This window comes from Pseudarthrobacter sp. MEB009 (assembly GCF_030208875.1).
GTDB lineage: Bacteria > Actinomycetota > Actinomycetes > Actinomycetales > Micrococcaceae > Arthrobacter.
This window is the reverse complement of record NZ_JARVTC010000013.1, coordinates 408,797-435,485: the sequence shown is the minus strand read 5'-3', so window position 1 is coordinate 435,485 and position 26,689 is coordinate 408,797. Positions and strand designations below refer to the sequence as shown.

Below are 26,689 nucleotides of genomic sequence, written 5' to 3'. Positions count from 1 at the left end.
CGGAGGCGCTACTCCGCCTGGGCGCGGGCCTTCTTCGCGTCCTTCTTGGCGGCGTCGTCCTTGACCCGCTGGGCGTCGGCGCGGACGGCAGCGTGCGTGGCGCGCTCGGTGACCAGCCAGGCCGGCGGAGCCTGCAGCAGCGCGGTGATTTCCGCCGTCGTGAGCGCTTCTTCAACGCCGCCGCGGGCCAGGCCGCTGATGGAGACGTTCAGTTTCTGGGCCACCACGGGGCGCGGGTGCGGGCCGGTGCGGCGGAGCTCGGCCAGCCACTCCGGCGGGTTGGCCTGGAGCTCGGCGAAATCCGCGCGGGAGATGGTTGAATCCTGGAACTCCTGGGGTGTTGCAGGCAGGTAGATGCCAAGTTTCTTGGCAACGGTGGCCGGCTTCATGGACTGGGAGTTTGCAGAGGTCATGCTTCAAGGGTATCCGGGCGGGCGGTACTGTGAAGACGTGCCCACCGAGAACACCCCCCAGACAGACGCAGTCCCCGCCGATTCCGCGGAACAGGACGCGTCAGCGGAAGCGCCGCGGGAACTCCGGATCGCGTACGTGCCGGGAGTCACGCCGGGCAAATGGATCCGCCGCTGGGAAGAACGGATGCCCGGCGTACCGTTGCAGGCGTTTATGACCGACGGCGGTCCCGGCGGCCAGGCGGTCCGGGACGGGTCCGCGGACCTGGCCTTTGTCCGGCTGCCGGTGGACCGCGAAGGGTTCAACGTCATTTCCCTGTACGAGGAGCTGCCGGTGGTGGTGGCGCCGAAGGGGCACGAAATTTCGGTGTTCGACGAAGTGGCGCTGGCGGACCTGGACGCGGAAACCTTCCTGGACGTTGCGGCATTGGGCGGTGCCGAAGCGGCCCTGCAGGTGGTGGCTTCCGGCGCCGGCCTGGTGATCCTGCCCATGTCCGTGGCCCGTCACTTTAACGTCAAGGACACCGTGGCCCGGCGGCTCACCGGCGCCCCTGAATCGGGAATTGCCCTGGTCTGGCCCATCGACGGCACGGATCCGGTCATCGAGGAGTTCATCGGCATCGTCCGCGGGCGGACGGCGCAAAGCTCCCGCCAGCCCTCCGCCCAGCCCGTCAAGGAAAAGAAGGAGCCCAAACCGGACCGGCGCGGCACAGGTGCCAAAAAGGCCCCCAAGGTGGCCCAGCGGTACGCGCCAAACCCGGATAAGGGCCGCGGCAAGGGCTCGCGGAAAAAGGGCAAGCGGTAGATTCCGCTCATTCCGCCGCCGTGATGCGGTCCGCCGCGGCGAGGTTTGTGGCGCCGGCCCGGGGCAATGAGGGCCGTTCACTTGCATCATTGATGCTAAGCATGCTTATTGTGTAGGGGTAGCCATGCGTGACGGGTGACCCCCCGCGCTTCGCCACCTACAGGAAGGCGTGCCGATGACCAGCAACCTCGACCCGGATGCCCGGAGCAGTTACCGCCTGATCAGCCTGGCCGCCCGGATGGTGCAGCGACGCCAGGATGACGCGCTGGCTCCCTTGGGGCTGACCCGCGCCGCTGTCATCGCGCTTGAAGGACTGGCGGCCGGGCCGCTCAACCAGGAGCAGCTCGCGGATGCCATCCGCGTCCAGAGCCAGACCCTGGGCCGGGTCCTCAGCAGGCTGGAATCCACCGGCCACATTGTCCGGAACCGCCACGCCGCGGACCGGCGGCAGATGATTGTGGAGCTGACCGGGGCTGGCCGGGACGCCCTGGAATCTGCACGGGAAGCGGAAATAAACGCGTATCCCAACGATCCGGACATCGGCTGGAAGGTCCTGCACGCCGAGCTGGCTAAATTTGTCCGCGCCCTGCCAGCCGGCAGGGACCGTGAAGTGGTCCCGTTTACCGTTCCGGGGAACCGGAAGGATCACCGGGCCGGCGCTGAGCACCGCAACCCGCACCGGCCCGGCCGTGGCACCGGTCGTGATGCCGGCCGTAGCACCGGCGAGTGGGGGCCGGGCAGGCCGGGGGCCTGAGCGGGATTCCAGTTGCCCGAGCGCAGTTGCGGCCCTTCCGGGCTAGGCGCAGGCGTCCTGCAGCGCCTGGACGGACTCGGCCGGCACCTGGTCTCCGGCCTCCGCGATCCGGCCCAGCGGCGTCGTAATGTCCTCTGCCACTCCGGCAGACCGGGCAGCGGAAACCAGGCTGCCCAGCACTTCCCGGTCCTGGGCAGTGACCAGCCCGTCCTGGACCACGGCGCAGATCTGCCGGTTGACCTCCTCCGCGGCCGCCGAGGCCACCTGGGAAGCGGCATCGCTGGCAGCGTTTCCCGCGGCCTCCTCGACGGCGCCGCAACCGGCCACCAGGAGCAGCAGCGGGGTGGCGAGGAGGGCGGCGGCATGTCGGTTCATGCCTTCAGTTTAGGCGGGGGCGCCGGGCTGCCGCTTCCTAGCGTCCGCTGGCTGCCGGCACGCCAAGGACGCTGTCCAACAGGGTGTTGCGGAATTTTCCGTCGGGATCATGTGCTGCAGCCAGCGACCGGAACTCGGCAAACTTCGGATACAGGTCCTCCCAGTCATGGCTTGACGGCGTGAAGAGCTTGCCCCAGTGCGGCCTGGCGCCGAACGGGCGCAGCGCGTCTTCCAGGTCCGGCAGCAACGCCTCCACCTCCTGCTGCAGCGGTTTCCACGTGAAGTGCAGGGCAACGCTCCGCTGGCGGTAAAACGGGCTGAGCCAGAAGTCATCGGCCGCACCCGTGCGGATCTCGGAGACGAACAGCAGCGGTGCCAGCCGGCCGGCCAGGCCGCAGACGGCCTGCAGGGCGGCGGGTGCAAGCTCCAGCGGAAGGATGAATTCGCTCTGCAGTTCCTCGCCGTTGCTGGGCGTAAATTCGTGGCGGAAATGCGGGAGCCGGTCGAGCCAGGGCCCCGGTACGTCCAGCTGTTCCGTGCAGTTCTCCGCGGACATGTCGGGGAGGGGGTGCCGGGAGCGGGTGGCGGCAGTGGCGCCGAAGAGATCCGGCAACGGCGGCTCGGCGGCGAGGGCCTTGAGCCATACCTGGTTGATGGTCCCACCTGCGTAGTCGGTGAACAGGCTGACGCTGTAAGCGCTCGAGACGATGGCGGGGAACTCCGCCAGGGCCCGGTCCCACGGCAAGTCCTCCAGGACGCGCTGGCGCATCTGGTACGCCGGCCGGACGGACAGTTCCAGGCCCGTCACGATCCCCAAGGCGCCCAGGCCCACAACGCTGGCCATGAATTGGTCGCCGTCCGCCCTGGCAAGCGTGACCTGCTCGCCGGAGGGCCGCACCAGGTCGATGGACTCCACGGCGCCTGCCAGTGACTGGTTGTCCACCCCGGAGCCGTGCGTGCCTGTCTGCACTGCACCCGCCACGGAAATGTGGGGCAGGGACGCAAGGTTGTGGATGGCCGCGCCTGACTCCGCGAGAGTCCGGCACAGGGCGCCGTAGCTGACTCCGCCGCTGACGTGGACCGTGCCGCGCGCCGAGTCGAGCTCAATGTGCTGGGGCAGGGCGTCCAGGAGCACATGCACGCCGTCGGTGTCACCCACGCGGTTGAAGGAGTGCCGGGAACCCAGGGCCTTGATTTTGCCGGCCCGTCCCACCATGGCCGCCAGTTCCGCCACCGATTCCGGCCGGAGCACGTCCGCCGAGCCGTATTCGAGGTTCCCTGCCCAATTCTTCATATTGCGTGGCTTCCCGTCCGGGGTTGAATTCGTTTCCTCCACTGTCAGCGCTAACAAATTTGCTGTCAAGGCTCGTCCAGGGTGCAACCGCCCGTCAGGAAGCTGTTGCTGATGTGGGGTGGTGCCTTGATTTCCAACGTTATAGATTTGTCGGATGACACTTGCGCAGACGCCACCGATGGGCTGGAACAGCTGGGACTGCTTCGGCACGTCCGTCACCGAGGATGAGGTCCTGGCAAACGCGGCCTTTATGGCCGAACATCTTTTGCCGCACGGCTGGGACACCGTGGTGGTGGATATCCAGTGGTACGAACCGGCGGCCCGGGCGGGCGGCTACAACGACGGTGCCGTCCTGGAACTCGACGCCTACGGCCGGCAGCTTCCGGCCGTGAACAGGTTTCCTTCGTCCGCCGGCGGGCTGGGGTTCAAGCCGCTGGCGGACCGGATCCATGGCATGGGCCTCAAGTTTGGCCTGCACATTATGCGCGGCATCCCGCGGCAGGCCGTCCGGGACCGGCTCCCCGTTGAGGGAACGCAGGTCACGGCGGACCAGGTGGCCGACACGGGATCCTCTTGCGAATGGAACACCGACAACTTCGGCCTGGACCACGGCAAGCCGGGCGCCCAGGCCTACTACGACTCCCAACTGCGCCTTTTTGCCGCCTGGGGTGTGGACTTTGTTAAGGCCGACGACATGCTCGGCCCGTACTTTGCGGACGAAATCGCCGCGTACCAGCTGGCCATCGGGCGCAGCGGCCGGGATATGGTGCTGAGCCTTTCACCGGGCAAGGCGCTGTCGTTGGCGCGGCTGGAGCACCTGCGGGCCAACGCCCAGATGTGGCGGGTTTCCGACGATTTGTGGGACATCTGGGACGACGTCAAAGCCCAGTTCGCCCGGCTGGCGCGGTGGGCACCGCACCAGCAGCCCGGACATTGGGCGGATGCGGACATGCTGCCAGTAGGTAACATCGCGCTTCGCGCCGAGCGTGGCCAGGAACGGCTCAGCCGCCTGACGCGCGACGAACAGCGCACCATGCTCTCGCTCTGGTGCATTGCCCGCTCCCCGCTGATGCTGGGCTGCGACCTGCCGTCCTCGCCGCCGGAGACCCTGGAACTGCTGACCAACGCGGACCTCCTGGCCGCCCTCAAGGACAGCCACAACAACCGTGAACTGCTGCGGGACGGGGATCTGGTGGTCTGGGCGGCGGACAGCACGACGGCGGACGGCGGCTTTGTGGCGCTGTTCAACACCGGGACCGGCGCCGCGTCACACATCATGCTGCTGGCTGACCTGGGGCTTTCAGTCCTCCCGGATGCCGGCACATGGCGGCTCCGGGAGGCCTGGAGCGGGCAGGAGGCAGTCGCTGCCGCCGTGGACGGGATGCCCGCACTCGCGGTGGACCTGCCGCCGCACGGGGTGCAGTTCTTCAGCTGCTTCCGCGGCTAGGACAACCCGTCCGCCAGGGTGCTGTCGGGTTCTGCACCATCAATCGGCTCGGCCCGGCTGCCGGACCCGCACTTCCGGGGTGTGGCCACCGCGCCGGTTGGTTTGATGGTGCAAAACCCGCCAGGCGGAAGCTCTAGCTGGTGCGGGGCGGCGGTACCCTCCGGCTGCCGGTGGCCTCGAACGCGGCGGCCAGGTTCAGCAGGGCGTTGTCGGTGTAGGCGCGGCCGGCGAACGTGAGGCCCACCGGCATGGCGATGTCTGCAGCGAGGCCCATGGGCACGGTGACTGTTGGAATGCCAAGGTGCCGTGGCACCAGGTTCCCGTTGGCCACCCACACGCCGTTGCGCCAGGCCTGGTCGGCTGAGTCCTGGTTTATGTCGGCATCGGCCGGGCCCACATCCGCGACGGCGGGAAACACCACGGCGTCCAGGCCCAGGCCGTCCATCCACTCCTCCAGGTCAACGCGCCGGGTTTCCTCCAGTCCGGCCAGCCCGTCCGCGAGCTCCGGCATCCCGTCGAGGGTGGGAACCCCGTGGGCGCGGATCCAGGCAGGGTAGTCGCTGATATCGTCGTCGAACCCGTCGTAGCGGTCCGGGAGGGAGCCGTCCGGGGCGGGGAAGATCATGGCCCCGGCCACCTGCGCCAGCGTGTTGAGGCGCGGATCGGCGTTGGCCGCCAGGAAGTCGTGCCAGGCCCAGGCCGAAAGGTCCACGATCTCTCTGCGGAGGTAGGCGGCGGAGACCAGGCCCCGGGTGCCGAGCGTGGGGGCGCCGGGCCGGTCGCCCTCGTAGTTGGAGACCACCGGGAAGTCGACGTCCACAACCTCGGCCCCCGCGGCTTCCAGGCTTTTAAGGGCAGCGCTCCACAGGTCGATGATGGACTGCCGGGTGTGGATGCGTTGGCCGGTGGGGCCGCCGATGCCCGGCGCAGGTGCAGTGCCGGCGTCGGGATCCGCGTTGATGTACATCCGCGGGATGCCCAGCCGTTTACCGGCCAGGATCCCTGCCGCCGCGGCAGGGTCGGCAACGGCCAGGTCCGGGTATGACGGCGGCCGGACGGCAGATGCCGCGGGGATGGGGATCCATGGCTGGACGCGCCAGAAATCGCCGCGGGTGTTCGCATCGTCGGCCACCACCACGTCAAGGACCTCGAGGAGGTCGGCCATGGTCCGGGTGTGGGGGACCACCACATCCATGGTGGGGACCAGGGGCCAGTTGCCGCGCACGGAGATCACTCCCCGGGAGGGGGTGTAGGCGCACAGGCCACTGTTCGACGCCGGCGCGCGGCCGGATGACCAGGTTTCCTCGGCCAGCCCGAACGCCGCAAAGCAGGCGGCCGTTGCCGTGCCGGAACCGTTTGACGAGCCGGAGGCGAAAGCGGCCGGAAGGTAGTCGGCGTTGTAGGGGGACTCGGCCCGGCCGTAGACGCCGCGCTGCATACCGCCGTTGGCCATGGGCGGCATGTTGGTCAGGCCAATCAGGACGGCGCCCGCCGCCCGGAGCCGCTCGATGGTGAAGGCATCCTGTTGCGCCACGAGGTCCTTGAACGCCGGGGATCCGGCGGCCACGGTCAGGCCCTGAACCTTGTAGCTGTCCTTGGCGGTGTAGGGAATGCCGTCCAGTGGGCCCAACGTTTCCCCGGCTGCCCGGCGGGCATCCGACGCCCTGGCTTCCGCAACTGCTTCGGGGTTCAGCACCACCATGGCATTGAGGCGTATGCCTGAAGAGTCATATGTCTGAATTCGCTCAAGGTACTGCTGGACGAGGGCTTCGCTGGTGGTGGCGCCGGTCTCCAGGGCCTGCCGGAGCTCCCTGATTCCCGCTTCCACAACGGAGAACGCAGCTTCTTCGCCGTCCTTCCCGATGCTGGCCGGCGTCATGCCGATGGCTCCTGGGGTGCCGGCTGCTGCTGGGTGATGCAGTGGATGCCGCCGCCAAAAGCGAAGATGTCGCGCGCGTCCACCAGTTCCACTGCCCGTCCCGGGTAGGCGCGGGCCAGGATGCCGGCCGCGATGGAATCGTTGGCATCGTCGAACCCGCACAGGACCACTACTCCGTTCGCGACGTAGTGGTTGATGTACGACCAGTCCACAAAACCCTCGTCATCCGCGAGGACAGTGGGGGCCGGGACGTCAATGATGCGCAGCGGCCTGCCCTGGGCGTCCAGCTTCCCCGCAAGGGCGGCGCGGACTTCCTGGTACACGGCGTAATCAGGGTGGGAGGGATCCTGCTGCTGGTGCAGCAGTATGGTACCGGGGCCGGCGAAGGCAGCCACGATGTCCACGTGGCCGCGGGTGCCAAATTCGCCGTAGTCCCGGGTGAGGCCGCGGGGGAGCCAGATCGCCGTTGTGGTGCCCAGGGCCGCGTGGATTTCCGCCTCCACGGATTCCCGGGTGGCGCCAGGGTTCCGGTGCGGGTCCAGTTGGACGGTCTCGGTCAGCAGGACGGTCCCGGCGCCGTCCACGTGGAATCCGCCGCCCTCGTTGACCAGGGTGCTGCTGCGCACGGACGTGTCCGCGAAGCCGGCCACTGACCGGGCCACATGCTGGTCGTTGTCCCATGCTGCCCAGTGCTGGGCGCCCCAGCCGTTGAAAGTCCAGTCCACCGCGGCCAGGGAGCCGTCACCTTGGTGCACGAAACTGGGACCGCTGTCGCGGAGCCAGGCGTCATCCAGCTGGATTTCAACGACGTTGATGTCCGCGCCCAGCCATTCCCTCGCGGCCGTGGCGTCCCGCGGGTGTGCCACCACCGTGACCGGCTCATAGCGGGCGATGGTGTGGGCGACCGCGGTCCAGGCGGCCCTGGCTCGGTCCAGCGTGGCACTTCCGGCGGGTCCAAAAGTGTCGTTGGGGGGTGGGAATGCCATCCAGGTCCGTTGGTGGCGGGCCCACTCTGCGGGCATGAGGGTGGCTGGCTGAGCCGCGGCCGAAGGGGCGGATGGGAGGGTTGCAGTTTTCATGGCTTGGCGCAGGTCTTTCTGTGGTGGCCGTCAATAAATGAATGACATTCATTTATTATGGGGACGTCGACGTGCCCACGCAAGGGTTTAGCCAGAAGCGCTTCGGGAACCTGCATCCGTCAGCCGCGGATCAACCTAGCCGGCGCGGCCGTCCACAGACGCCAGAATGGCCTGCGCCAGTTCCCTCGGCCGGGTGAACTGCGGCCAGTGCCCGGTAGGCAGGTCGACATATTCCACCTCGCGCACAAGGGCCAGCTCCGCAACGAACGGATGCCCCGCCGCCATCCATTCGCGGAGCACCGCCGACGGGAACTCGCAGGCAATGACGGTCACGGGAACCTCGTAGCGCCGGTCATCGTGCAGGCGCTGCCGGCCAAATGCCACCCCTTTTGGCTGGGGGACGGCGCGCTCCCGGAAGCTGGCGCGGATCCGGTCATCGAGATCCACCAAATCCGCGTCCTCGAAAGCGTCCCAGGGCGGAAGGGGAACGTCCGGACCTTCGGATGGCAGTTCGTCATTGATCACGCCGCCCTCGCCGAGGGGCCCGCTGTCCACATAGATGGCCCGCGCCACCCGGTCCGGCCGGGCATCGACTGCCCCGTGGATGACAGCACCACCGCCGGAGTGGCCCACCAGCACCACCGGCCCGGACAAGGCGTCGATTGTTTCAACGACTGCATCCACGTGGTGGTGCAGTTCAATGCCCTCCCGGTTGGCGGAAGGTGATTCCAGGCCGGGCAGCGTGAGGGGGTGTGGACGGTGGCCGGCGGCCTCCAGGGCCGGTGTCACCTCGTCCCACGAGGAAGCGTCCAACCAGAATCCGGGAACCAGAATGATGTCCATGACCGAACCCTACTCCAGGCCGTTGACCAACTGGACGGACACAAGGCGTCCCGTGCGGAAGCCCGGGACGGCCGTAACGGTGAAGACGAGCCCGTCCCCGCTGCGTGCCACGCCGGTGATGTCGAAGTCGCTGGCCGGCGGGCCGCCGTCGTCGGGCCCTTGGGCCGGACCGGTCAGGAGCGCCCCGTTCAGCCGCAGGATGTGGTGGTGCGCGTCGCCGGGCAGGAAGCGGACCCGCAGGATTGTGGCCCGGTTCGCCGGATCGGTGAGGACATAGGAGAACCAGCCGCCGGCGTCCCGCCAATGGAGCCCTCCGGCGCCCCCGGCCATGGTGTCTTTCCCCGCGAATTTGTGGTCCGCCTCGGGCTGCTGCTCTCCGGCTGTAACGGCATCCACCACCCGGGCTGCCCCGGCGGCGGCCCGATCCAGGGCCTGCAGGCTGGTCCGCAGCTCTGCCGGTTCACCCGTAGGCCAGTACACGGTATAGCGGCAGCCGTGGATCCGGTGGAAGGGCTCCAGGATGACCGTGGCAGGCTGTCCTGCCGGATCGATGACGTCCAGCTCGGCCGCGAAGGATGGGGTGCGGCGCCGGGAGAGGGCCTCCGGATCCGGTACCACGGGCGTTCCGGCCAGTGGCTTCAACGTTCCCGCGGCGACATGTCCCATGCGCTGGTCAGCGGCCTCGAATCCGGGGACGCCATCAGTGCCGCCCCGGGCTGCCAGGACCATCGGGCCGTACCGGAAGGAAACCCAGGGGGACCCGTCCGGCAGCGCCTCCGCCTGGAATCCCGCGGTCAGCCGGATCCTGACCGTAGAGGTGCCGGCCCAGCGGCGGACAAGGCGGACGTCCCCGGCCTCGGCCGGAGGGGTGGCCTGGGTACTTCCCTGCCCGCCGCCGTCGACCGTCAATGCCGTGGCCCAGCCCGGCCTGCGCAGCCGGACGGTGGCGTCCACCGGAGCAGCAGCGGTGATGGTCAGCGTGACCAGGCCGGAACCCGGAAAGTCGGTTTCGAGCCGGACCTTAAGTCCGCGCTCTGTCCAGTCCAGCGTGGATGGGATGTAGAGGTTGACCAGGAGGTCGGTGTCTGTGTGGCTGTAGATCAGCTCGCCGTAGCGGGCATGGTTCTCCAACCCGGACCCCACACAGCACCACATCGATTCCTGCGCCTTCGAATATACGCGGTAGTGCCCGGGGCGCATGGGGGTGAAGTACACCAGGCCGCCGCTGGCAGGATGCTGCGAGGACAGGATGTGGTTGTACGTGGCGCGTTCATAGAAGTCGATGGCGGCCGGGTCGCCGGAGGCCTCGAACCGCAGCTGCGCCAGCTTCAGCATGTTGTAGGTGTTGCACGTCTCCGGTCCCTGCGGGTCCTGGACCATTGATGAGAAGTCGGCTGCCGGGTGGAAATGCTCGCGGACACTGTTCCCGCCCACGGAGACCGAACGCTTGGACACCACTGACTCCCAGAAGGTGTCCACGGCCCGGGCATACGCCGGATCGCCGGTGCCCGCGGCAAGCCGCGCGTACCCCACCACCTTGGGGATCTGGGTATTGGCGTGCAGCCCGTCCAGTCGGTCCTGGTACGCCGCCAGGGGATCCAGGATGCTGCGGTGCGCGAACCGGTGCGCCTCCGCCAGGTACCGGCCATCACCCGTGACGCCCCACAGCAGGGCGAAGGCGTCGTTCATTCCGCCGAACTCGGTCTGCAGGATCCGTTCGAAGGCAGGCTGGTCCAGCCGGGCTGAAACGCCCAGCCACCAGTCCGCCAGACCGGTGGCCACACCCAGGGCGCCTTCGAGGCCAGCAAACTGGTGGGCATCCAGCAGCCCGGCAAGAGTCTTGTGCAGGTTGTACAGCGGAACCCATCTGCCGTTGAGGGTGAACAGGTCCGCATCGACCTCACCACGGGACAGCTGGTTCCCCAGGTCCCGGCCGCCCGGGACGCCGCCCACGTAACCGTCCGTTGCCGCGGCTTGGCACCGGACCAGGACCCCGACCACGTATCTGGCATTGGCCAGCAGTTCCGGGTTGCCGGTGGCGGCGAACAGCTTGGCGCAGGCGGAGAGGTAGTGGCCGCCGATGTGGCCGCCCATGCCCTCCGACTCCCAGCTGCCGTAGGGGTGGGCCGGGCTTTCCAGGCCTGCTGCCAGGAGATACGGGGCGCAGAGCCGGTCCGCGTCGAGGGACAGGACGTAGCTGACAGAGGTCTCCTGGGCCGCTTTGAAGTCGCTGTCGAGGAGGCGGACCTGGTGCGGGGGGAAGGAGCCCGGACCGGTGCGTGTGGGCGTGCTGGTTGTGGTTTTGTGTTCCGGCCTGGTGGGCACAACAATCCTTCCGTGACGAACGCCCTGCCCGGCGGTCATGTGATTGGTTTCAAACCCAAATTTATAACGTTGTAATTAGTTGTCAACAGTGGCAGTCCTTGACGGTGGCTGCTGATCGCCTCACCGCCGCCCGCGGCGGTTCTTCCCGCTGGACCGTTCCTGTCTCTCCGCCAGCCCGCGTTCAGCCGAGCGCTGCGAGGTCCCGGCGGAAACCACCTTCTGGTGCCATTCCCGGTAATAGGCGCGTTGCGCCGCCACATCACTGCGGCGGGCCAGGGCCGCCAGCTCGCGCTGCATCTTCCCGTAGCTGAGCCAGCGGCGTTCGGCCAGGCTGCCGTCGGCAAGGGCGGCCTGCACAGCGCAGCCAGGCTCGGTCCGGTGGGCGCAGTCCGCAAACCGGCAGCTCCCAGCCAGCTCCGCCACGTCCCCGAACATTTCCCCTAATCCGTCGGCAGCGTCAAAAAGGCCGAAACCACGGACTCCGGGGGTGTCCATCAGGACGGCTCCGTTGGGCAGCGGGACCAGCTCCCGGGCCGTGGTGGTGTGCTTGCCCTTGAAATCCCCGGACCGCACCTCCCCGGTGTGCTGCACCTGGCTGCCTGCCAGGGCGTTGATGAGGGTCGACTTTCCGGCGCCCGAAGGCCCCAGGAGCACGATGGTGCGGCCCCCGGGCAGGTGGGACAGCAACGCGTCGATGCCGTCGCCATTTTCAGCGGAGGTGGTGACCACCTCCACGCCGGCGGCCTGGAGGATAACCTTCCCGACGACGTCGTCCGCCACATCGGAGAGGTCCGCTTTGGTGATGATCACGAGGGGAGTGGCCCCTGAATCCCAGGCGGCCACCAGGGTCCGCTCCAGCCGGTTGTGGGTCAGCGGACGGTCCACCGGCACCACCACGCCCACCACGTCCATGTTGGCGGCGAGGACCTGGGCCTCGGAGGAATCCTCGAAGGCGCGTTTCCGGCTGAGCTCTGTCAGGCGCGGCAGGACGCCGAGGATCTGGTGCTCGCCGGCCCGGTTGGGTCCGGTCCATACCCAGTCCCCGGTGACGGCGGTTTCCCCGGTCAGCGGGTAAGGCAGATGGGCGGTTCCGTCCGAAGACGCCACTAAGAGGAGTGTTCGGTCCACCCGGACCACCCGGCCGCGGCCGGTGGCACCCGGCAGCGGGTTGTTCTCGAAGTGGGCTGCGGCCCGGGGGCCATAGCCGTAGTCGATTGGGCCGCTGGAAAGTGGGGCGGCGGTGTTGCGCAAAGGGTTGTTCACGGTGGTTACCTTCGGAAAAAGGTCCCCTGGCACTGTCCGGCGTGGATGCCGCTGCGGGCGCCGCTCAGGCGGTGCAGGTGCGGGAGGGGAGGAAATGGTGGTTGATGGCGGGGCGCGCACGGCGCGCAACAACTGCAGTCATCAAAACCACCTCCCATCCTCGGGGCCTGTACGAGGCCCGTCCCTTTGTGTGCCCGCGCGGTGGCGGACGCTTTTCACTCTAGCGCCGCCCGCCGACGTCGGCCAGCCCCTGCGGCGAAAAATCTGAGTGCACAAACGGGTGGCGCGGTTGTCACCGCACCACCCGTTTGCGCAGGTCAGGCGCTGGTGGCGTCCTGGACTTCGCCCACCAGCTCCTCGATGATGTCCTCGAGGAACAGCACGCCGGTGGTCCGGCCCTGTGCGTCGAAGACACGGGCCACGTGCGCGCCTGTGCGCCGCATTGCGGCCAGGGCGTCCTCAAGTTCCGCCCCTGCGAACGCCGACGCCAGGCGCCGGATCCGCTTGGCCGGCACCGGCGCGTCGAACGTGCCGGGCGCCACCAGGTCCATGACGTCCTTGAGGTGCAGGTACCCGGCGGGTTCCTCGGCGCCGTCCGTGAGGATGTAGCGCGAGAAGCCGTGCCGGCCCACCGCCTGCTGGATGTCGAAGGGCGTGGCGGACTGCGGCAGGAGCACCATGTCCGCCAGCGGCACCTGGACGTCCGCCACGGTTTTGGCCGTGAACTCGAAGGCGTTGGTCAGGGCGCCCGTGGTGTCCTTCAACATGCCGTCCCGGGTGGACTGGGCCACGATGTTTGCCACCTCATCGAGGGTGTAGGCGCTGGTGGCCTCGTCCTTGGGCTCCACTTTGAACAGCCGCAGGATGGAGTTGGCAATGCCGTTCAGGGTCCAGATGACCGGTTTGAAGATCCGGGCCACCAGCACCAGCGGCGGCGCCAGGATCAGGGCCGCACGGGTGGGGACCGAGAACGAGATGTTTTTCGGCACCATCTCGCCCAGCACCACGTGCAGGAACGTGACCAGGAGCAGCGCTGCGATGAACGCGATGACGCCGATCGCTTCGCCGGAGAGCGTGGTCAGGCCCAGTGGTATCTCCAGCAGGTGGTGGATGGCAGGTTCGGAAACGTTGAGGATCACCAGGGAACAGACCGTGATGCCCAGCTGGCTCGTGGCCAGCATCAGGGTGGCGTGCTCCATGGCCCACAGCGTGGTTTTGGCGGCCTTGCTGCCGGCCTCGGCCTTGGGCTCGATCTGGGAGCGCCGCGCCGAAATGACGGCGAACTCGGCGCCCACAAAGAAGCCGTTCACCACGAGGAGGACAACAAGCCAGATGATGCCGGGAAGGTACTCACTCATGGGTCAGCTCCTGCGTGATGTCGTCGATGATTCTGTCGTGGGCGCTGCCGGCCGCTCCTGCGCCGGCCGGGGTGAAGCGGAGCCGTTCCACGTGCGTGCCCACTACCCGCTCCACCCGCAGCGTGCCGGCGTCGAGCTCCACTTCATCACCGAGCTCGGGGATGCGGTCCAGCCGGTCCGTGACGAAACCGGCCACAGTGTCGTACTCCCCGCCGTCCGGGACTTCAACCCCGGTCCGGTCCAGGAGCTCGTCGGGGCGCAGCGCCGCATCAAAGGTCAGCGAGCGGCCGGTGCGGACCACACCCACACGGGCACGGTCGTGTTCATCTTCCAGTTCGCCCACAATCTCTTCCACCAGGTCCTCCAGGGTGACGATCCCGGCGGTGCCGCCGTGTTCGTCCGACACGATGGCCACCTGCAGGCCCTGGCGCCGCAGCAGGCCCAGGAGTGTGTCCACGCCCATGGATTCGGGGACGCGGATGGGATCGATCATGAGTTGTTCAGCCCGGACGGCGGGCCGTTCGGCCAGCGCCACGGCGAAGGCCTGCTTGACGTGCAGCACCCCCACCACGTCGTCCCGGTCCCTGCCGATCACGGGGAAACGCGAGAATCCAGTGGCAGTGGCCAGGGCGACGATGTCCTCCGCCGAGTCCTGGATTCCGACGGCGGTCATCCGCACACGCGGGGTCATCACGTCCGCCGCGCTGTGCTCGGAGAACCGTAGCGTCCGGTGCAGGAGGGTTGCATGGTCCTGGTCCAGGACGCCCTCGACGGCGGAGCGGCGCACCAGGGAACTGAGCTCCTCGGCGCTCCGGGCGCCGGAGAGTTCCTCCTTGGGTTCGATGCCGAAGCTGCGGATGATGTTGTTCGCCGTGTTGTTGAACAGCAGGATCACCGGCTTGAACACGGTGGTGAACAGGGTCTGGAACGGCACCACCACCTTGGCGGTGGCCAGGGGCAGCGCAAGGGCGAAGTTCTTGGGGACCAGTTCGCCGATCACCATGGAGAAGATGGTGGCCAGGAAGATTCCGGCCACGGAGCCGACGGCCGGCACAATGGCCTCGGGTACGCCTGCCGACGTCAGGGGAGCGCTAAGCATCCGGCTGATGGCCGGTTCGAACGTGTAGCCCGTCAGCAGCGTGGTGAGCGTGATGCCCAGTTGCGCGCCGGACAGGTGCGTTGAGGTGATCCGGAGGGCTTTGATGGTGGGGCCCAGGCGTTTCTCGCCGCGGGTCTGCCGGGATTCGAGGTCGTGCCGGTCAAGGTTGACCAGCGCGAATTCCGAGGCAACGAAGAATCCGGTGCCGACAGTCAGGACGAGGCCGATGCCGAGCATGATCCATTCATACATTTCGGCGCCCCTCTCCCGTGGTGGCCGGTAATCCGGTCAGATGGCAGAGGGGCCAGGGCATGTGTGAAGGAGGGTCATCCATGCTGCTTTCAACGCCGGGTCCGGCGGAATGGTTCCCCGGCAGGCACAGCCTGCCGGACCAGCGTGCCGGAGCAGGCGCTGCTGCTCCCGGAACGTGTGCAGTGCCATACTGGGGGCACGGGCGGGCGGAGTTTGGGGGACCTCGAAGACATGGTTTTGGATACGGAGACCCTCCGGCTCTCATTCGGCATAATGGCGCTGGCCCTCGTTGTGCTTTTTTACTTCTCCGCCTACCGGGTGACGCGCTCGCCGTACAGTGGCTGGTGGTGCGTGGCCCTGCTGTTTTTCCTGGCGGGCTCGGCGTGCTTCCTGCTGGACGGCACCGCCCACCAGGTCTGGGCCAATCCGTTGGGCAACACCCTGCTGGTGCACGGCGGCGTGGCCGTGTGGGCCGGGGCCCGTTCGCTCCGGACAGCTGCCCCGAACAAGTGGGCCTTCGCGGCAATCCCCGTGGTCACCCTGGTGGCCTCCGTCCTGGACAACCCTGCCACCAACGTGTGGTCAGGCGGCCCCGTGTTCCTGTTTGCCATGGCCCTGACCATCGGCCTGGGCTCCCGCGAACTGTGGCGCCTTGAACCGGGCTACTCCCGCGTCCGGATCCCCATGGCCACGGCTGCGGGCGGGCTGGCGCTGTTTTACTTCCTCCGCTGGGTGGCCTTCCTGCTGGAAGGCCAGAACGGCCCCACCTTCACCACCATCTTCGGCTCAGCCGTGACCACCATGATCACCATGGTGCTCCTGGTGGTGGTCTCCTTCAGCATGGCCGCCCTCAGCAGCGAACAGCAGACCCGGGCCCTGCGCGTGGTGGCCACCCGCGACGACCTGACCGGCCTGTTGAACCGGAAGGCCTTCCTGGACCTGGCCGCTGAACAGCTGTCCGACCGGGCCATCACGGGGGGCTCCGGTGCCTTGATCCTGGCCGACCTGGACCACTTCAAAGCGGTCAACGACACCTTTGGGCACGCGGCCGGGGATGTCGCACTGAAGGCCTTCGCCACCGCCTGCACGGATACCGTGCGGACCACCGACCTGGCGGGGCGGTACGGCGGCGAGGAGTTTGTCATCCTTATCCCCGGTGCCAGCGCCGAACGGGCGGAGCTGATCGCCGGGGAAATCAGCCGCCGGCTGGCTGCCTCGCCCACGGTGGACGGCATGGTGATGCCCACCGTGAGCTACGGCATTTCAACGTACGACGCCGGTACCGCTGACATCGACGACGTGATCGTCACAGCGGACGCGGCGCTGTACACGGCCAAGTCGCTGGGCCGGAACCGGATTGCCCGCAGCGACCACCGCGGCCTCAGTTGACCGCAGGCTCCGGGACCGTCAAGGGAACCAGGGCTGGCCGCGCCGCGGTGCTTTCAATGGCAACGGTCCTGCCCGTCCCGGCGGCCACCAGGACCGACTCCATAACCTCCAGGACATGGTAGGCCAGCCGGCCGCCTGCCCGCGGCTCGCTGCCGGGCGGGGTGGCGGCGAGGTCCGCCAGGCCGGCGCCCCGTCCTGCGTCCACAAAGCCTGCTGACACCGGAAGTACCTCCCAGCCGGCGGCGCCCAGCGTGAAAAGCTCAACATCGCCGTCGAACCGGTTGGGATCCGGGACCACCAGCGAGCCGCGCTCGCCGTGGATTTCGAGGTTGGGCGCCTTGGTGCGCACGGCGTCGAAGCTCATCACCAGGGTGGAGATGGCACCATCGGCGTGGGTCAGCATGGCTGCGACGTGCGAGTCAACGGCCACCGGAATCACCTCGCCTTCGCGGGCGCCTGAGCCGATGATGCGCTCGGTCCGGGTCCGGCTGGCGGTGCCGGTCACTGACACCACCGGGCCCAGCAGGGTCACCAATGCACTGACGTAGTACGGGCCCATGTCCAGGAGCGGCCCGCCGCCGGGCTGGTAGTAGAAGTCCGGATTCGGATGCCAGGATTCGTGTCCCGGCGTTGCCATCATGGCCGTGGCCGATACCGGCCGGCCGATCAGGCCGTCGTCGATCGCTTTCCGCGCCGTCTGGATGCCCGTGCCGAGGACGGTGTCCGGCGCGCAGCCCACCACAACGCCGGCCGCATCTGCCGCGGCCAGGACATCCTTGGCCTCGGCCAGGGTTGCCGCCAGCGGCTTCTCGCCGTAGACGCCCTTACCGGCGGCAATGGCTTGGAGCGCCACCTCGGCGTGGACGGCGGGGATGGTCAGGTTCAGCACCACATCCACCGCGGGATCCGCCAGGAGTTCACCGACGCCGACGGCGCGGGCGCCCGGGTGGGCATCGGCCACCGCCTGTGCGCGGGCAGGATCGATGTCCGCCACGGCCACCAGGCGGATGGAGTCGTCCTTGGTGAAGGTGGCCAGGTACTGGGTGCTGATGGCGCCGCAGCCCACCATTCCGATGTTCAACGGCTTGCCCACAGCATGCCCCTTTCGACGATGGTCCGGACGTTGGTGTCCTGGAGGACTTCCACGCGGTGACCCGGTGTGCTGACGAAGATCCTGCCGGCACCCCATTGCCGGGTCCAGATGGCGGGGGAGGTCACTTCCCGCTGCCAAGGGTCCCAGGACCGGGCCTTCTGAGTGGTGGTGGCCAGGACGTCGATGTAATCGTCCGAGAGGACCCAGTACTGCTCGGTTTCGAGCTCAAAATCGGCGATGCCCTCGGTGATGGGGTGTCCAGCAGCCGCGGGGAGCATGTTCACCGTATACGGCACGTAATTGTCCGCCTGCTCACCCTTGAGTTCGTCGGCGTGCTTGCCAGGATGGCAGGCGAATTGGCCCCCGATCAGGTGCAGGTAGTCCGAGGTGTTCCGGTAGGAATCGGCGATGCCGCCGTGCCAGCCGGCCAGCCCGGTGCCGCTTTCGACGGCCGCCCGGAGTCCCCGAAACTCATCCTGCTCAATGGTGGACATGGTCATGCACTGGACGATCAGGTCCACCCCGGCCATGTATTCCGGATCGGCATATATTTTGGCGGATTCCTCCACGCGCACGGTGTAGCCGTTTTCTTTCAGGAACGGGATAAAGAGCTCCGTGGCTTCGACGGGCTGGTGGCCGTCCCAGCCGCCGCGGACCACAAGTGCATTTTTGCTGCCGGTCATTAATATTCCTCTAACTGCATGGATCTGTCGGGATTGCTGGTGGGCTGGTTCAGACGCTGTGCCATTGCGACGACGCCCCGGCGCTGGCCTCCACAGCCGCCAGGACGCGCTGCACCTGGAGTGCGTCCGCGAAGGAGGGCTCGGGCTGCTGGCCAGCCGCAAGGGCGGTGACCAGGTCCACCGCCTGGTGTGTGAAGCCGTGTTCGTAACCCAGCCCATGGCCCGTGGGCCACCAGTTCCCCACGTAAGGGTGCTCGGGCTCGGTAACGATGATCCGGCGGAACCCGGCATCCGGGCCTTCGGCGGCGTCGTAATAGGACAGGACGTTGTTGTCCTCGAAGTCGAAAGCCAACGAGCCCTTGGTGCCGTTGAATTCAATCCGCATCGCGTTCTTGCGGCCCAGTGCCATCCGGGAGGCCTCAAAGACGCCCACCGGCCCGCCGTCGAACCGTGCCGTGAAGATCGCGGCGTCGTCCACGGTGACGGTTCCCCGCGGTCCCTCGGCCGCCGTATTGCCATGGCCGCCGAGCCCCACGAAGTCTCCGCCGAGCGGACGGTCCGGGACGAACGTCTCCAGCAGCGCCGACACCCCGGTGATGTGGCGGCCCAGGATCCACTGCGCGGCGTCGACAATGTGGGCGCCGATGTCCCCGAGTGCGCCGGAGCCTGACTTCGACTTGTCCAGCCGCCAGGTCATGGGGGCGTTCGCATCGCTGAGCCAATCCTGAAGGTACTGCGCCCGGACGTGCCGGATGGTACCCAGCTTGCCCTCGGCCACCATACGCCGGGCCAGCGCGAGGGCAGGGGTCCTGCGGTAGGTGAACCCGCACATGGCGAAGATGCCGTTCCGGGCCGCGGCCGCAGCAGCCGCCGTCATTTGTTCAGCCTCGGCCACCGTATTGGCGAGGGGCTTCTCGCACAGCACGTGCTTGCCGGCGGACAGGGCGGCGATGGCAATCTCGGCGTGCGTATCGCCGGGGGTGCAGATATCGATCAGGTCTATGTCGTCGCGCTCCAGCAGCCGCTGCCAGTCAGTTTCCACCGAAGCCCAGCCCATTTTGGCTGCGGCGGCTTCGACCGAGGCTGCGCTCCGGCCGGCGACTGCTGTCAGTTCGGGCCGGAGTGGAAGGTCGAAAAAGCGGGGGGCGGTGCGCCAGGCGTGTGAGTGGGCGGCGCCCATAAAGGCGTAGCCCACCATGCCAACACGCAGCGGGGATGGAGTGGTCATAGGTCCTCGTTGACTCAGAGTTTCGAAATATTTCGGAAAGATGTACGCTCTTCTCTTATTGAAATCTATTACCGATACGCTGAACCGGTCAATGCCCCGGACGTTTTCTTCATTTGTGCAGCGAATGTTTTCGAAAGGTCGGTCATGGCGGAAGAGCCGGTGAAGTGGACCCTGGCGCAGCTGGCCCAGGAAGCCGGGGCGTCGGCGTCCACCGTCTCCAAAGTCATCAATGGCAGGCCTGACGTTTCCGCGAAAACCCGTGCCAGGGTCCTGGCGGTGCTGGACCGCACCGGCTACAGGTCTCCGCTGCAGCAGCGGCGCGCCCTGGCAGACGTTCCCGTGGTGGAAGTGGTGCTCGATTCGCTCAACTCCGCCTACACGGCTGAGGTGGTCACCGGCATCCTTGGCTACGCTGCGGACCAGGGTGTGGAGGTGCTGGTCACTGCCATCGGCGCCGGCGGCTCCCGGCCCTTGAATCCGGAACAGCGAGCCCAGCGCATTGTGGACCAGGGGCGGACCGGCCTGATCCTGGTGACGTCAGCCTTCGGCAACGGCCCGCTGGACGCATTCCACCGGCGCGGGGTTCCCGTAGTGGTCATCGATCCACTCAATCCGCCGCCGGACGAGGTGGTAAGCATCGGCTCGACTGACTGGACGGGAGCCAAGGATGCCACCAGCCACCTGCTGGGCCTGGGCCACCGGCGGATCGCCTTCCTCAGCGGTCCGGAATCCATGGAGTGCAACCAGGCCAGGCTGCACGGGTACCTGGCTGCCCTGCGGGCGGCCGGGGTGGCGGTGGATGGCCGCCTGATCATCCCCGGCAGCTTCAGGACCGACGACGGCGCCAGGCGGCTGGGTGAACTGCTCCGGCTGGAGCCACGCCCCACAGCCGTTTTCGCCGCCAGCGACACGATCGCCCTCGGAGTGATGTCTGAGGCGCTGCGCCGGCAACTCCGGGTGCCTGAGGACCTCAGCGTGGTGGGCTTTGACGGAATCCGCCAGGGCGCGGAGTCGGTACCGGCGCTGACCACCGTTGCCCAGCCCCTGCGCGAGATCGGCCGGGCCGCGCTCCGTGTGATCCTCCGCCAGGTCAAGGGCGAGGTCCCCGATTCGCGGCGGGTGGAGCTCGCCACCCGGCTGCTGGTCCGCGAATCCACCGCGGCCATCGAATAAACCTCAGTTTGTATACACAGGTGGCGTGATTGACGGGTTCCCTCGCTGCTGATGGCCGCTGTGTATACACTGAAGATATGCGTGCAAGTGAAAGGGCCTATACCGGCCTGCGCGGGGACATCCTCGACGGGCGGCTGCCTCCCGGTACCGTCCTCGCCGAGGTGGAGCAGGCCGAGCGTTTGGGCGTCTCCCGTACCCCGCTGCGCGAGGCGCTGCGCCGGTTGGCCGCCGAAGGCCTGGCCGCACCCGGCGGGCGGGGACTGGTGGTCACGGGCGTTCCGCTGGCGGCCATCGACGAACTCTTTGAGCTGCGCGAAACCCTTGAATGCCGGGCGGCGGCGCTTGCCGCCGAACGCGGGGATCCCGCCGTCTTCCGCGGCCTGCAGGAAGAACTGCTGGCCGCGCCACTGCTGATCTCCGGTGACGCGCTTGAGCTGGCCGGGTACTACACGTTGGTGGGCAGGCTGGATACCGCCATTGACGCCGCCATTGCCAACGCCTATTTGGCCCAGGCCATGCAGGGCCTTAGGGTCCACCTGGTCCGGATCCGCCGGCTCGCGGCCGACGACGCCGGCCGGCTGACCGCCGCCGCGGCGGAACACGCCGCCATTGCCGAGGCCATTGCGGACCGCAATGCGCACCTGGCCTCGGCAGCAGTAACACTTCATCTGCACCGCAGCCTTACGCACATCAAAGCAACCCACACGTCCTAGAAGGAGTCCCATGGTTCAGGAGCATCACGTCCGGGTTTACCGGAGCGAGGAAAGCCTTGCCCGCGAGGACCAGCTGGCGCACAAGATCGCCGTGGTTGCCGCTGATCCCGTCGAGGTAAGCGCGGAGGTGACGGAGATGGTGATCAACCGGATCATCGACAATGCCTCGGTGGCCATCGCGTCGCTGAACCGGGCCCCGATCGTCGCGGCCAGGGCGCAGGCGCTCACGCACGGCCCCAGTACGGGCGGGAAGGGTGCCAGGGTGTTTGGCATTGCGGAACGTGTTTCCCCGGAATGGGCGGCGTGGGCCAACGGCGTTGCGGTCCGCGAACTGGACTACCACGACACGTTCCTCGCAGCGGACTATTCCCACCCGGGGGACAACATCCCGCCGATCCTGGCCGTGGGCCAGCACGTGGGCTCCTCCGGCCGTGACCTGGTCAGGGCGATCGCCACCGGCTATGAGATCCAGGTGAACCTGGTGAAGGCCATTTGCCTGCACAAGCACAAGATCGACCACGTGGCGCACCTCGGCCCGTCGGCGGCCGCCGGGATCGGCACCCTCCTGGGCCTGGATGTGGAGACCATTTTCCAGTCCGTGGGGCAGGGCCTGCACACCACCACTGCCACCCGGCAATCCCGCAAGGGCGAAATTTCCACCTGGAAGGCGCACGCCCCGGCGTTCGCCGGCAAAATGGCCGTCGAGGCGGTGGACAGGTCCATGCGCGGCCAGACGTCGCCGGTGCCCATCTACGAGGGCGAGGACGGTGTGATCGCCTGGCTGCTGGACGGGCCGGACGCCTCCTACACGGTCCCGCTGCCGGTACCCGGAGAAGCGAAGCGCGCCATCCTGGATACTTACACCAAGGAACATTCCGCCGAGTACCAGGCCCAGGCCTGGATCGACCTTGCCCGGAAACTGAACCGCGAACACCCCGAGGCCACCGACCCCGCCAACGTGGCCTCCGTGCTCATCAAAACCAGCCACCACACGCACTACGTGATCGGCTCCGGCGCCAACGATCCCCAGAAGTACTCCCCAACGGCCTCGCGGGAAACCCTTGACCACTCCATCCCGTACATCTTCACTGTGGCCCTGCAGGACGGGTCCTGGCATCACGTTGATTCCTACGCCCCCGAACGCGCCGCCCGGCCGGACACCGTGGAACTCTGGCACAAGGTGTCCACCGAGGAAGACCCGGAGTGGACCCGGCGCTACCACTCGCTGGATATCAATGAGAAAGCCTTCGGCGGTTCCGTGGAGATCACCCTGAACGACGGCACGGTCATCACTGACCAGATCGCCGTGGCCGACGCCCACCCGCTCGGCGCCCGGCCGTTCGCCCGCGAGCAGTACGTGCACAAGTTCCGTACCCTTGCCGCCGGGCTCGTTGAGGAGGCCGAAATCGACAGGTTCCTCGCCGCCGTCGAACGCCTGCCCGAACTGGCCGCCGGCGAACTGGACCAGCTGAACATCGAGGCAGCACCGGGGATCATCAACCCCGCAGGCGCACCCAAGGGACTGTTCTAAATGCTGTACTCGGCTGTGACCCCCGAACAGAAACGGATCCGGTTCCGGGAGCTCCTCGCGGCGGATACCATCGCGCAGTTCCCCGGCGCGTTCAACCCGCTCTCGGCCAGGCTGATTGAAGAAAAGGGATTCGAGGGCGTCTACATCTCCGGGGCCGTCCTGGCCAACGACCTGGGCCTGCCGGACATCGGCCTGACCACCCTCACGGAAGTGGCCACGCGCGCCGGCCAGATTGCCCGGATGACGGACCTGCCCGCGATCGTGGACGCTGACACCGGCTTTGGTGAGCCCATGAACGTGGCCCGCACGGTCCAGGAAATCGAAAACGCCGGCCTGGCCGGACTGCACATCGAGGACCAGTTCAACCCCAAGCGCTGCGGGCACCTGGACGGGAAGAACGTGGTGGACCTGGACACCGCCGCCAAACGCATCCGGGCCGCGGCGGACTCCCGCCGGGACCCCAATTTCCTCATCATGGCCCGCACGGACATCCGGGCCGTTGATGGACTTGCGGCCGCACAGGACCGCGCCAAAGCCCTGGTGGACGCCGGTGCGGACGCGATCTTCCCCGAAGCGATGGCCACGCTGGCCGAGTTCCAGGCCATCCGGGACGCCGTGGACGTGCCCATCCTGGCCAACATGACCGAATTCGGCAAAAGCGAGCTCTTCACCACCACCCAGCTCCAGGGCGTGGGCGTGAACATGGTCATATATCCGGTGACCCTGCTCCGTAGTGCCATGGGCGCTGCCGAGCGTACGCTGGACTCGATCAAGGCGGACGGAACGCAGGAAGCACAGGTTGGCGCCATGCTGACCCGTGCACGGCTGTACGACCTCGTGGACTATGAGGGCTACAACCGGTTCGACTCGGGGGTCTTCAATTTCCAGGTGCCCGGGAAGCACTGACCCGCACCCACCGCCGGCCACGGCCGGCATCCGACAGGCGACAGGAACAAAGGAGTTTCAGCATGGCTGAACAGGACATCAAAAAAGGCCTCGCCGGCGTGGTGGTGGACTACACCTCCGTCTCTGCGGTCAACTCGGACACCAACTCGCTGCTGTACCGCGGGTACCCGGTCCAGGAACTCGCCGCCCGATGCAGTTTCGAGGAGGTGGCCTACCTGCTGTGGAACGGGGAACTGCCTAGCGCGGAGCAGCTGGCGCAGTTCACGGCGCGGGAGAAAGCAGGCCGGGCCCTGGACCCCGTGGTGAAGCAGGTGATCGACGCGTTGCCCGAATCGGCACACCCCATGGACGTCTGCCGGACGGCGGCTTCGGTCCTGGGCGCCCGCCACCCGCAGGCCGAGGACCAGTCCCGCGAGGCCAACATGGCCAAAGCGATCGACCTCTTCGCCGCCATGCCTGCGGTGGTGGCCTACGACCAGCGCCGCCGGCACGGCCAGGACGTGGTGGAACCGCGCGATGACCTGGGCTACTCCGCGAACTTCCTGTGGATGACCTTCGGCGAGGAAGCCGTCCCCGAAGTGGAGGAGGCGTTCAACGTCTCGATGATTCTTTACGCCGAGCACTCCTTCAACGCCTCCACCTTCACCGCCCGGGTGATCACCTCCACCCTCGCGGACCTGCATTCCGCCGTGACGGGTGCCATCGGGGCGCTGAAGGGCGCGCTGCACGGCGGCGCCAACGAGGCCGTGATGCACACCTTCGACGAGATCGGCATCCGCCCGGACGAACCCCTCGAGGAGGCTGCTGCCCGTGCCAAGGCATGGATGGAGGACGCCCTGGCCCAAAAAAAGAAGGTCATGGGCTTCGGCCACCGCGTCTACAAGCACGGGGACTCCCGCGTGCCCACCATGAAGACGGCCCTGGACAAAATGATCGCGCACTATGGCCGGCCCGAGCTGCTGGGGCTGTACCAGGGCCTGGAAACGGCAATGGACGAAGCCAAGGCGATCAAGCCGAACCTGGATTACCCGGCAGGGCCCACGTACCACCTCATGGGGTTCGACACCCACACCTTCACCCCGCTGTTTGTGGCCAGCAGGATCACCGGCTGGACCGCGCACATCATGGAGCAGCTCGAATCAAACTCGCTGATCCGGCCGCTGAGCGAATACAACGGCCCGGCGGAACGGCACCTTCCGTAGGGCCGCGCCGGCTGCGGGAGCCCGACGGCGGTGGGTCACCTTGGATGGTGGCCCGCCGCCGTCGTCGTGAGTCCTGCTACTGGGACAGGCTGAGGCTCAGGACCATCTGCTTCAGGTTCCGGTACTCGGCGGTGGCCATGTACGCGATTGCGTCGGCCATGGTCCGGAAGACCGGCTCATCGGGGGTGTTGTATGCCCGGTCGCCGAAGGTCAACGTACCACCCGGCGCCGCTGTGACCCCGGAGTACATCAGGCAGCTGGTGCTCAGCCGGCCGGTGTCCCTGTCAACCAGGCCCGCCTGGTAGGTGAGCCCGCCGCCAACTGACGTCCGGTCGAGGACGCGGTAGGAGAACCTGACCCCCGCGCCAGAGTCCCAGGCCGCGGCGTAGGGCGCGGAGTCCAATTCCGTGGCCGTATAGGCTTCGGGGCCGCAGGAACCCCCGCGGCCGCCTCCCACGCCGTAGTACAGGTCCGCCACCGTTTTTCCGGTTCCATCCCGCACCTGCACACCCGCTGCGGGGTAACCGGGGGCGCCGGCAGGCACATCCAAGGCAGTCCAGCCGGCCGGGACATCGAAGGACAGCCCGGCAGCGGGACTTGAGAACCTTCCCCAGGCAGCGGCGGGCGGCGTGGGTTCCGCGGCAGGGGAGGGCGCAGCGGTGCTGGGCGCAGGGGCCGGTTGGGACGATGATGCCGGCACTGTGGGTTCCGGGGGTGTGCTGGCCGTTGCACTGGCGCGGGGAGTCGCGGACGGGGTGGCGGCGGAGGTGTTTGCCGGCTCCGGTGCCGCCACGATGGGTCCGAGGTTCAGGGATAGCAGGACGCCGGCAGTTGCTGCCGCCGCGGCCATCGCAGCAAACCCGGTGATCCTGCCGCGGCGTTTCCGCCGCTCAGCCAGCGTTGGGATGTTGGGATACACGCGGTCGGGGGAAGCCTCAAGGCGCGACAACATGGAGCGCAGGGCGTCCTCAGGGTCCGGAGTGGCGGAGTCCTGGCCGAGGGGGTCAGCACCTGCAATGAGTTTCCTGATGTCATCCACGGCTAGGCACTCACTTTCTGTTCGAAGGTTCCCGCGAGGGCGGGCATAAGCCGGCGGAACGCTGCCCTTGCCCTGTGAAGCCGCACCTTGGCCGATGCCGGGGTGCACTGCAGAACCTGCGAAATTTCCGCCATGCTCAGCCCGTCCCAGTACGCCAGTTGGAGGATATCCCGGTCCTTTTCCCGCAGCGCTGCCAGGGCGTCCTCGACGGGCGTGCTGCCATCCTGATTCGTGAACGGTCCCGCGGCGGTGGCCATAAGCTTGCTCTGCAGAGCCTTCTGCCGGTCGCGTCCGCGGTATGCGTTGCCGATCAGGTTGCGGGCCACGCTGAAAAGCCACGGAATCTCCAGGCCGGCCTGCTCGTCCCACTTTTGCCAGGCGACCCGAAAAACGTCCGCCGCCAGCTCTTCGGCAAGCTCCGCTTCATCCACCCGCCTTAGGACGAATTGGTAAATCCTTGGATAGCTGTCCTTATACAAGGCGATAAACGCCAACTCGCGCTCTGAAAGCACGATCCCCCCTGAAGTTCACATTTTGGTTCTGCTTGCA

General features: G+C 67.5%; 24 protein-coding genes. 9 read left to right on the top strand and 15 right to left on the bottom strand.

The window, feature by feature from the left end:
* Nucleotides 1-8 precede the first annotated feature (8 nt).
* Nucleotides 9-413, bottom strand: coding sequence for a DUF5997 family protein (locus QRN07_RS13255; protein WP_050684609.1), 405 nt, complete (start codon nucleotides 411-413; stop codon nucleotides 9-11).
* On the opposite strand from QRN07_RS13255, the gene QRN07_RS13250 reads away from it, so the two are divergent.
* Nucleotides 412-1,215 (top strand): LysR substrate-binding domain-containing protein, encoded by an 804-nt coding sequence (locus tag QRN07_RS13250; RefSeq protein WP_082178205.1) that lies wholly within the window; start codon nucleotides 412-414, stop codon nucleotides 1,213-1,215. The genes QRN07_RS13255 and QRN07_RS13250 overlap by 2 nt on opposite strands.
* 175 nt (nucleotides 1,216-1,390) lie before the next feature.
* Entirely contained in the window at nucleotides 1,391-1,969 is a 579-nt protein-coding gene (locus QRN07_RS13245; RefSeq protein WP_056599436.1) for a MarR family winged helix-turn-helix transcriptional regulator, read from the top strand.
* 42 nt (nucleotides 1,970-2,011) lie between these two features.
* Here the strand turns inward: QRN07_RS13245 and QRN07_RS13240 are convergent, their stop codons facing one another.
* Together QRN07_RS13240 and QRN07_RS13235 are read right to left on the bottom strand one after the other, a co-directional pair.
* Complete coding sequence (locus QRN07_RS13240; protein WP_056599439.1) at nucleotides 2,012-2,344, bottom strand: hypothetical protein; 333 nt, start codon at nucleotides 2,342-2,344, stop codon at nucleotides 2,012-2,014.
* Nucleotides 2,345-2,381: 37 nt separating this feature from the next.
* On the bottom strand, nucleotides 2,382-3,638 hold the full coding sequence (locus QRN07_RS13235; protein WP_285241265.1) for a D-arabinono-1,4-lactone oxidase: 1,257 nt from the start codon (nucleotides 3,636-3,638) through the stop codon (nucleotides 2,382-2,384).
* Between the two features lie 154 nt (nucleotides 3,639-3,792).
* On the opposite strand from QRN07_RS13235, the gene QRN07_RS13230 reads away from it, so the two are divergent.
* Nucleotides 3,793-5,085: a glycoside hydrolase family 27 protein gene (locus QRN07_RS13230; RefSeq protein ID WP_285241264.1), complete on the top strand. Its 1,293-nt coding sequence runs from the start codon at nucleotides 3,793-3,795 to the stop codon at nucleotides 5,083-5,085.
* 133 nt (nucleotides 5,086-5,218) lie between these two features.
* Here QRN07_RS13230 and QRN07_RS13225 read toward each other — a convergent pair whose 3' ends face one another.
* The 7 genes from QRN07_RS13225 to QRN07_RS13195 all read right to left on the bottom strand — a co-directional run bounded on the left by QRN07_RS13225 (nucleotide 5,219) and on the right by QRN07_RS13195 (nucleotide 15,183).
* A complete protein-coding gene (locus QRN07_RS13225; RefSeq protein WP_285241263.1) occupies nucleotides 5,219-6,964 on the bottom strand; it encodes an amidase in 1,746 nt (581 codons plus the stop codon).
* The gene (locus QRN07_RS13220) at nucleotides 6,961-8,043 is read right to left on the bottom strand and encodes an agmatine deiminase family protein (protein ID WP_285241262.1); all 1,083 of its coding nucleotides are present in this window, start codon (nucleotides 8,041-8,043) and stop codon (nucleotides 6,961-6,963) included. The genes QRN07_RS13225 and QRN07_RS13220 overlap by 4 nt, the downstream gene beginning before the upstream one ends.
* 135 nt (nucleotides 8,044-8,178) lie before the next feature.
* Nucleotides 8,179-8,886: an alpha/beta fold hydrolase gene (locus QRN07_RS13215; RefSeq protein ID WP_285241261.1), complete on the bottom strand. Its 708-nt coding sequence runs from the start codon at nucleotides 8,884-8,886 to the stop codon at nucleotides 8,179-8,181.
* 9 nt (nucleotides 8,887-8,895) lie between these two features.
* Nucleotides 8,896-11,211 (bottom strand): beta-L-arabinofuranosidase domain-containing protein, encoded by a 2,316-nt coding sequence (locus QRN07_RS13210; RefSeq protein WP_285241260.1) that lies wholly within the window; start codon nucleotides 11,209-11,211, stop codon nucleotides 8,896-8,898.
* A gap of 120 nt (nucleotides 11,212-11,331) precedes the next feature.
* The gene (gene rsgA / locus QRN07_RS13205) at nucleotides 11,332-12,474 is read right to left on the bottom strand and encodes a ribosome small subunit-dependent GTPase A (RefSeq protein WP_285241259.1); all 1,143 of its coding nucleotides are present in this window, start codon (nucleotides 12,472-12,474) and stop codon (nucleotides 11,332-11,334) included.
* 317 nt (nucleotides 12,475-12,791) lie between these two features.
* On the bottom strand, nucleotides 12,792-13,832 hold the full coding sequence (locus tag QRN07_RS13200) for a hemolysin family protein (RefSeq protein WP_050684624.1): 1,041 nt from the start codon (nucleotides 13,830-13,832) through the stop codon (nucleotides 12,792-12,794).
* Nucleotides 13,825-15,183, bottom strand: a complete 1,359-nt coding sequence (locus tag QRN07_RS13195) for a hemolysin family protein (protein WP_056599461.1) — start codon at nucleotides 15,181-15,183, stop codon at nucleotides 13,825-13,827. Before QRN07_RS13195 ends, QRN07_RS13200 begins: the two co-directional genes overlap by 8 nt.
* Nucleotides 15,184-15,414: 231 nt before the next feature.
* On the opposite strand from QRN07_RS13195, the gene QRN07_RS13190 reads away from it, so the two are divergent.
* A complete protein-coding gene (locus QRN07_RS13190) occupies nucleotides 15,415-16,572 on the top strand; it encodes a GGDEF domain-containing protein (RefSeq protein ID WP_050686901.1) in 1,158 nt (385 codons plus the stop codon).
* On the opposite strand, the gene QRN07_RS13185 is transcribed toward QRN07_RS13190, so the two are convergent.
* From QRN07_RS13185 to QRN07_RS13175, 3 genes are read right to left on the bottom strand one after another with little or no spacing between them, the layout of a single operon-like run.
* A complete protein-coding gene (locus QRN07_RS13185) occupies nucleotides 16,565-17,665 on the bottom strand; it encodes a Gfo/Idh/MocA family protein (RefSeq protein WP_285241258.1) in 1,101 nt (366 codons plus the stop codon). The genes QRN07_RS13190 and QRN07_RS13185 overlap by 8 nt on opposite strands.
* Nucleotides 17,650-18,348, bottom strand: coding sequence for a ThuA domain-containing protein (locus QRN07_RS13180; RefSeq protein WP_285241257.1), 699 nt, complete (start codon nucleotides 18,346-18,348; stop codon nucleotides 17,650-17,652). The genes QRN07_RS13185 and QRN07_RS13180 overlap by 16 nt, the downstream gene beginning before the upstream one ends.
* 49 nt (nucleotides 18,349-18,397) lie before the next feature.
* Nucleotides 18,398-19,576 carry a Gfo/Idh/MocA family protein gene (locus QRN07_RS13175; RefSeq protein ID WP_285241256.1) on the bottom strand — a complete coding sequence of 393 codons (1,179 nt, stop codon included), beginning with the start codon at nucleotides 19,574-19,576 and terminating at the stop codon, nucleotides 18,398-18,400.
* Between the two features lie 144 nt (nucleotides 19,577-19,720).
* On the opposite strand from QRN07_RS13175, the gene QRN07_RS13170 reads away from it, so the two are divergent.
* From QRN07_RS13170 to QRN07_RS13150, 5 genes are all read left to right on the top strand, one after another.
* Nucleotides 19,721-20,749 (top strand): LacI family DNA-binding transcriptional regulator, encoded by a 1,029-nt coding sequence (locus QRN07_RS13170; protein ID WP_285241255.1) that lies wholly within the window; start codon nucleotides 19,721-19,723, stop codon nucleotides 20,747-20,749.
* Nucleotides 20,750-20,826: 77 nt separating this feature from the next.
* Nucleotides 20,827-21,462: a GntR family transcriptional regulator gene (locus QRN07_RS13165; protein ID WP_285241254.1), complete on the top strand. Its 636-nt coding sequence runs from the start codon at nucleotides 20,827-20,829 to the stop codon at nucleotides 21,460-21,462.
* Between the two features lie 10 nt (nucleotides 21,463-21,472).
* On the top strand, nucleotides 21,473-22,993 hold the full coding sequence (locus QRN07_RS13160; protein WP_285241253.1) for an MmgE/PrpD family protein: 1,521 nt from the start codon (nucleotides 21,473-21,475) through the stop codon (nucleotides 22,991-22,993).
* Nucleotides 22,994-23,899, top strand: a complete 906-nt coding sequence (gene prpB, locus QRN07_RS13155) for a methylisocitrate lyase (protein WP_056599477.1) — start codon at nucleotides 22,994-22,996, stop codon at nucleotides 23,897-23,899.
* 62 nt (nucleotides 23,900-23,961) lie between these two features.
* Nucleotides 23,962-25,101: a bifunctional 2-methylcitrate synthase/citrate synthase gene (locus tag QRN07_RS13150; protein ID WP_056599480.1), complete on the top strand. Its 1,140-nt coding sequence runs from the start codon at nucleotides 23,962-23,964 to the stop codon at nucleotides 25,099-25,101.
* Nucleotides 25,102-25,177: 76 nt separating this feature from the next.
* Here QRN07_RS13150 and QRN07_RS13145 read toward each other — a convergent pair whose 3' ends face one another.
* The gene (locus QRN07_RS13145; RefSeq protein ID WP_056599483.1) at nucleotides 25,178-26,140 is read right to left on the bottom strand and encodes a hypothetical protein; all 963 of its coding nucleotides are present in this window, start codon (nucleotides 26,138-26,140) and stop codon (nucleotides 25,178-25,180) included.
* A 2-nt stretch (nucleotides 26,141-26,142) separates the two neighbouring features.
* A complete protein-coding gene (locus tag QRN07_RS13140) occupies nucleotides 26,143-26,652 on the bottom strand; it encodes an RNA polymerase sigma factor (protein ID WP_056599486.1) in 510 nt (169 codons plus the stop codon).
* Nucleotides 26,653-26,689: the final 37 nt, after the last annotated feature.

What these genes read in the sequence shown, in the direction of transcription:
- QRN07_RS13250 (WP_082178205.1), top strand. Translation starts at nt 412, where the DNA reads ATGCTTCAAGGGTATCCGGGCGGGCGGTACTGTGAAGACGTGCCCACC.
- QRN07_RS13255 (WP_050684609.1), bottom strand. Translation starts at nt 413, where the DNA reads ATGACCTCTGCAAACTCCCAGTCCATGAAGCCGGCCACCGTTGCCAAG.
- QRN07_RS13245 (WP_056599436.1), top strand. Translation starts at nt 1,391, where the DNA reads ATGACCAGCAACCTCGACCCGGATGCCCGGAGCAGTTACCGCCTGATC.
- QRN07_RS13240 (WP_056599439.1), bottom strand. Translation starts at nt 2,344, where the DNA reads ATGAACCGACATGCCGCCGCCCTCCTCGCCACCCCGCTGCTGCTCCTG.
- QRN07_RS13235 (WP_285241265.1), bottom strand. Translation starts at nt 3,638, where the DNA reads ATGAAGAATTGGGCAGGGAACCTCGAATACGGCTCGGCGGACGTGCTC.
- QRN07_RS13230 (WP_285241264.1), top strand. Translation starts at nt 3,793, where the DNA reads ATGACACTTGCGCAGACGCCACCGATGGGCTGGAACAGCTGGGACTGC.
- QRN07_RS13225 (WP_285241263.1), bottom strand. Translation starts at nt 6,964, where the DNA reads ATGACGCCGGCCAGCATCGGGAAGGACGGCGAAGAAGCTGCGTTCTCC.
- QRN07_RS13220 (WP_285241262.1), bottom strand. Translation starts at nt 8,043, where the DNA reads ATGAAAACTGCAACCCTCCCATCCGCCCCTTCGGCCGCGGCTCAGCCA.
- QRN07_RS13215 (WP_285241261.1), bottom strand. Translation starts at nt 8,886, where the DNA reads ATGGACATCATTCTGGTTCCCGGATTCTGGTTGGACGCTTCCTCGTGG.
- QRN07_RS13200 (WP_050684624.1), bottom strand. Translation starts at nt 13,832, where the DNA reads ATGAGTGAGTACCTTCCCGGCATCATCTGGCTTGTTGTCCTCCTCGTG.
- QRN07_RS13195 (WP_056599461.1), bottom strand. Translation starts at nt 15,183, where the DNA reads ATGTATGAATGGATCATGCTCGGCATCGGCCTCGTCCTGACTGTCGGC.
- QRN07_RS13190 (WP_050686901.1), top strand. Translation starts at nt 15,415, where the DNA reads ATGGTTTTGGATACGGAGACCCTCCGGCTCTCATTCGGCATAATGGCG.
- QRN07_RS13180 (WP_285241257.1), bottom strand. Translation starts at nt 18,348, where the DNA reads ATGACCGGCAGCAAAAATGCACTTGTGGTCCGCGGCGGCTGGGACGGC.
- QRN07_RS13175 (WP_285241256.1), bottom strand. Translation starts at nt 19,576, where the DNA reads ATGACCACTCCATCCCCGCTGCGTGTTGGCATGGTGGGCTACGCCTTT.
- QRN07_RS13170 (WP_285241255.1), top strand. Translation starts at nt 19,721, where the DNA reads ATGGCGGAAGAGCCGGTGAAGTGGACCCTGGCGCAGCTGGCCCAGGAA.
- QRN07_RS13165 (WP_285241254.1), top strand. Translation starts at nt 20,827, where the DNA reads ATGCGTGCAAGTGAAAGGGCCTATACCGGCCTGCGCGGGGACATCCTC.
- QRN07_RS13160 (WP_285241253.1), top strand. Translation starts at nt 21,473, where the DNA reads ATGGTTCAGGAGCATCACGTCCGGGTTTACCGGAGCGAGGAAAGCCTT.
- prpB (WP_056599477.1), top strand. Translation starts at nt 22,994, where the DNA reads ATGCTGTACTCGGCTGTGACCCCCGAACAGAAACGGATCCGGTTCCGG.
- QRN07_RS13150 (WP_056599480.1), top strand. Translation starts at nt 23,962, where the DNA reads ATGGCTGAACAGGACATCAAAAAAGGCCTCGCCGGCGTGGTGGTGGAC.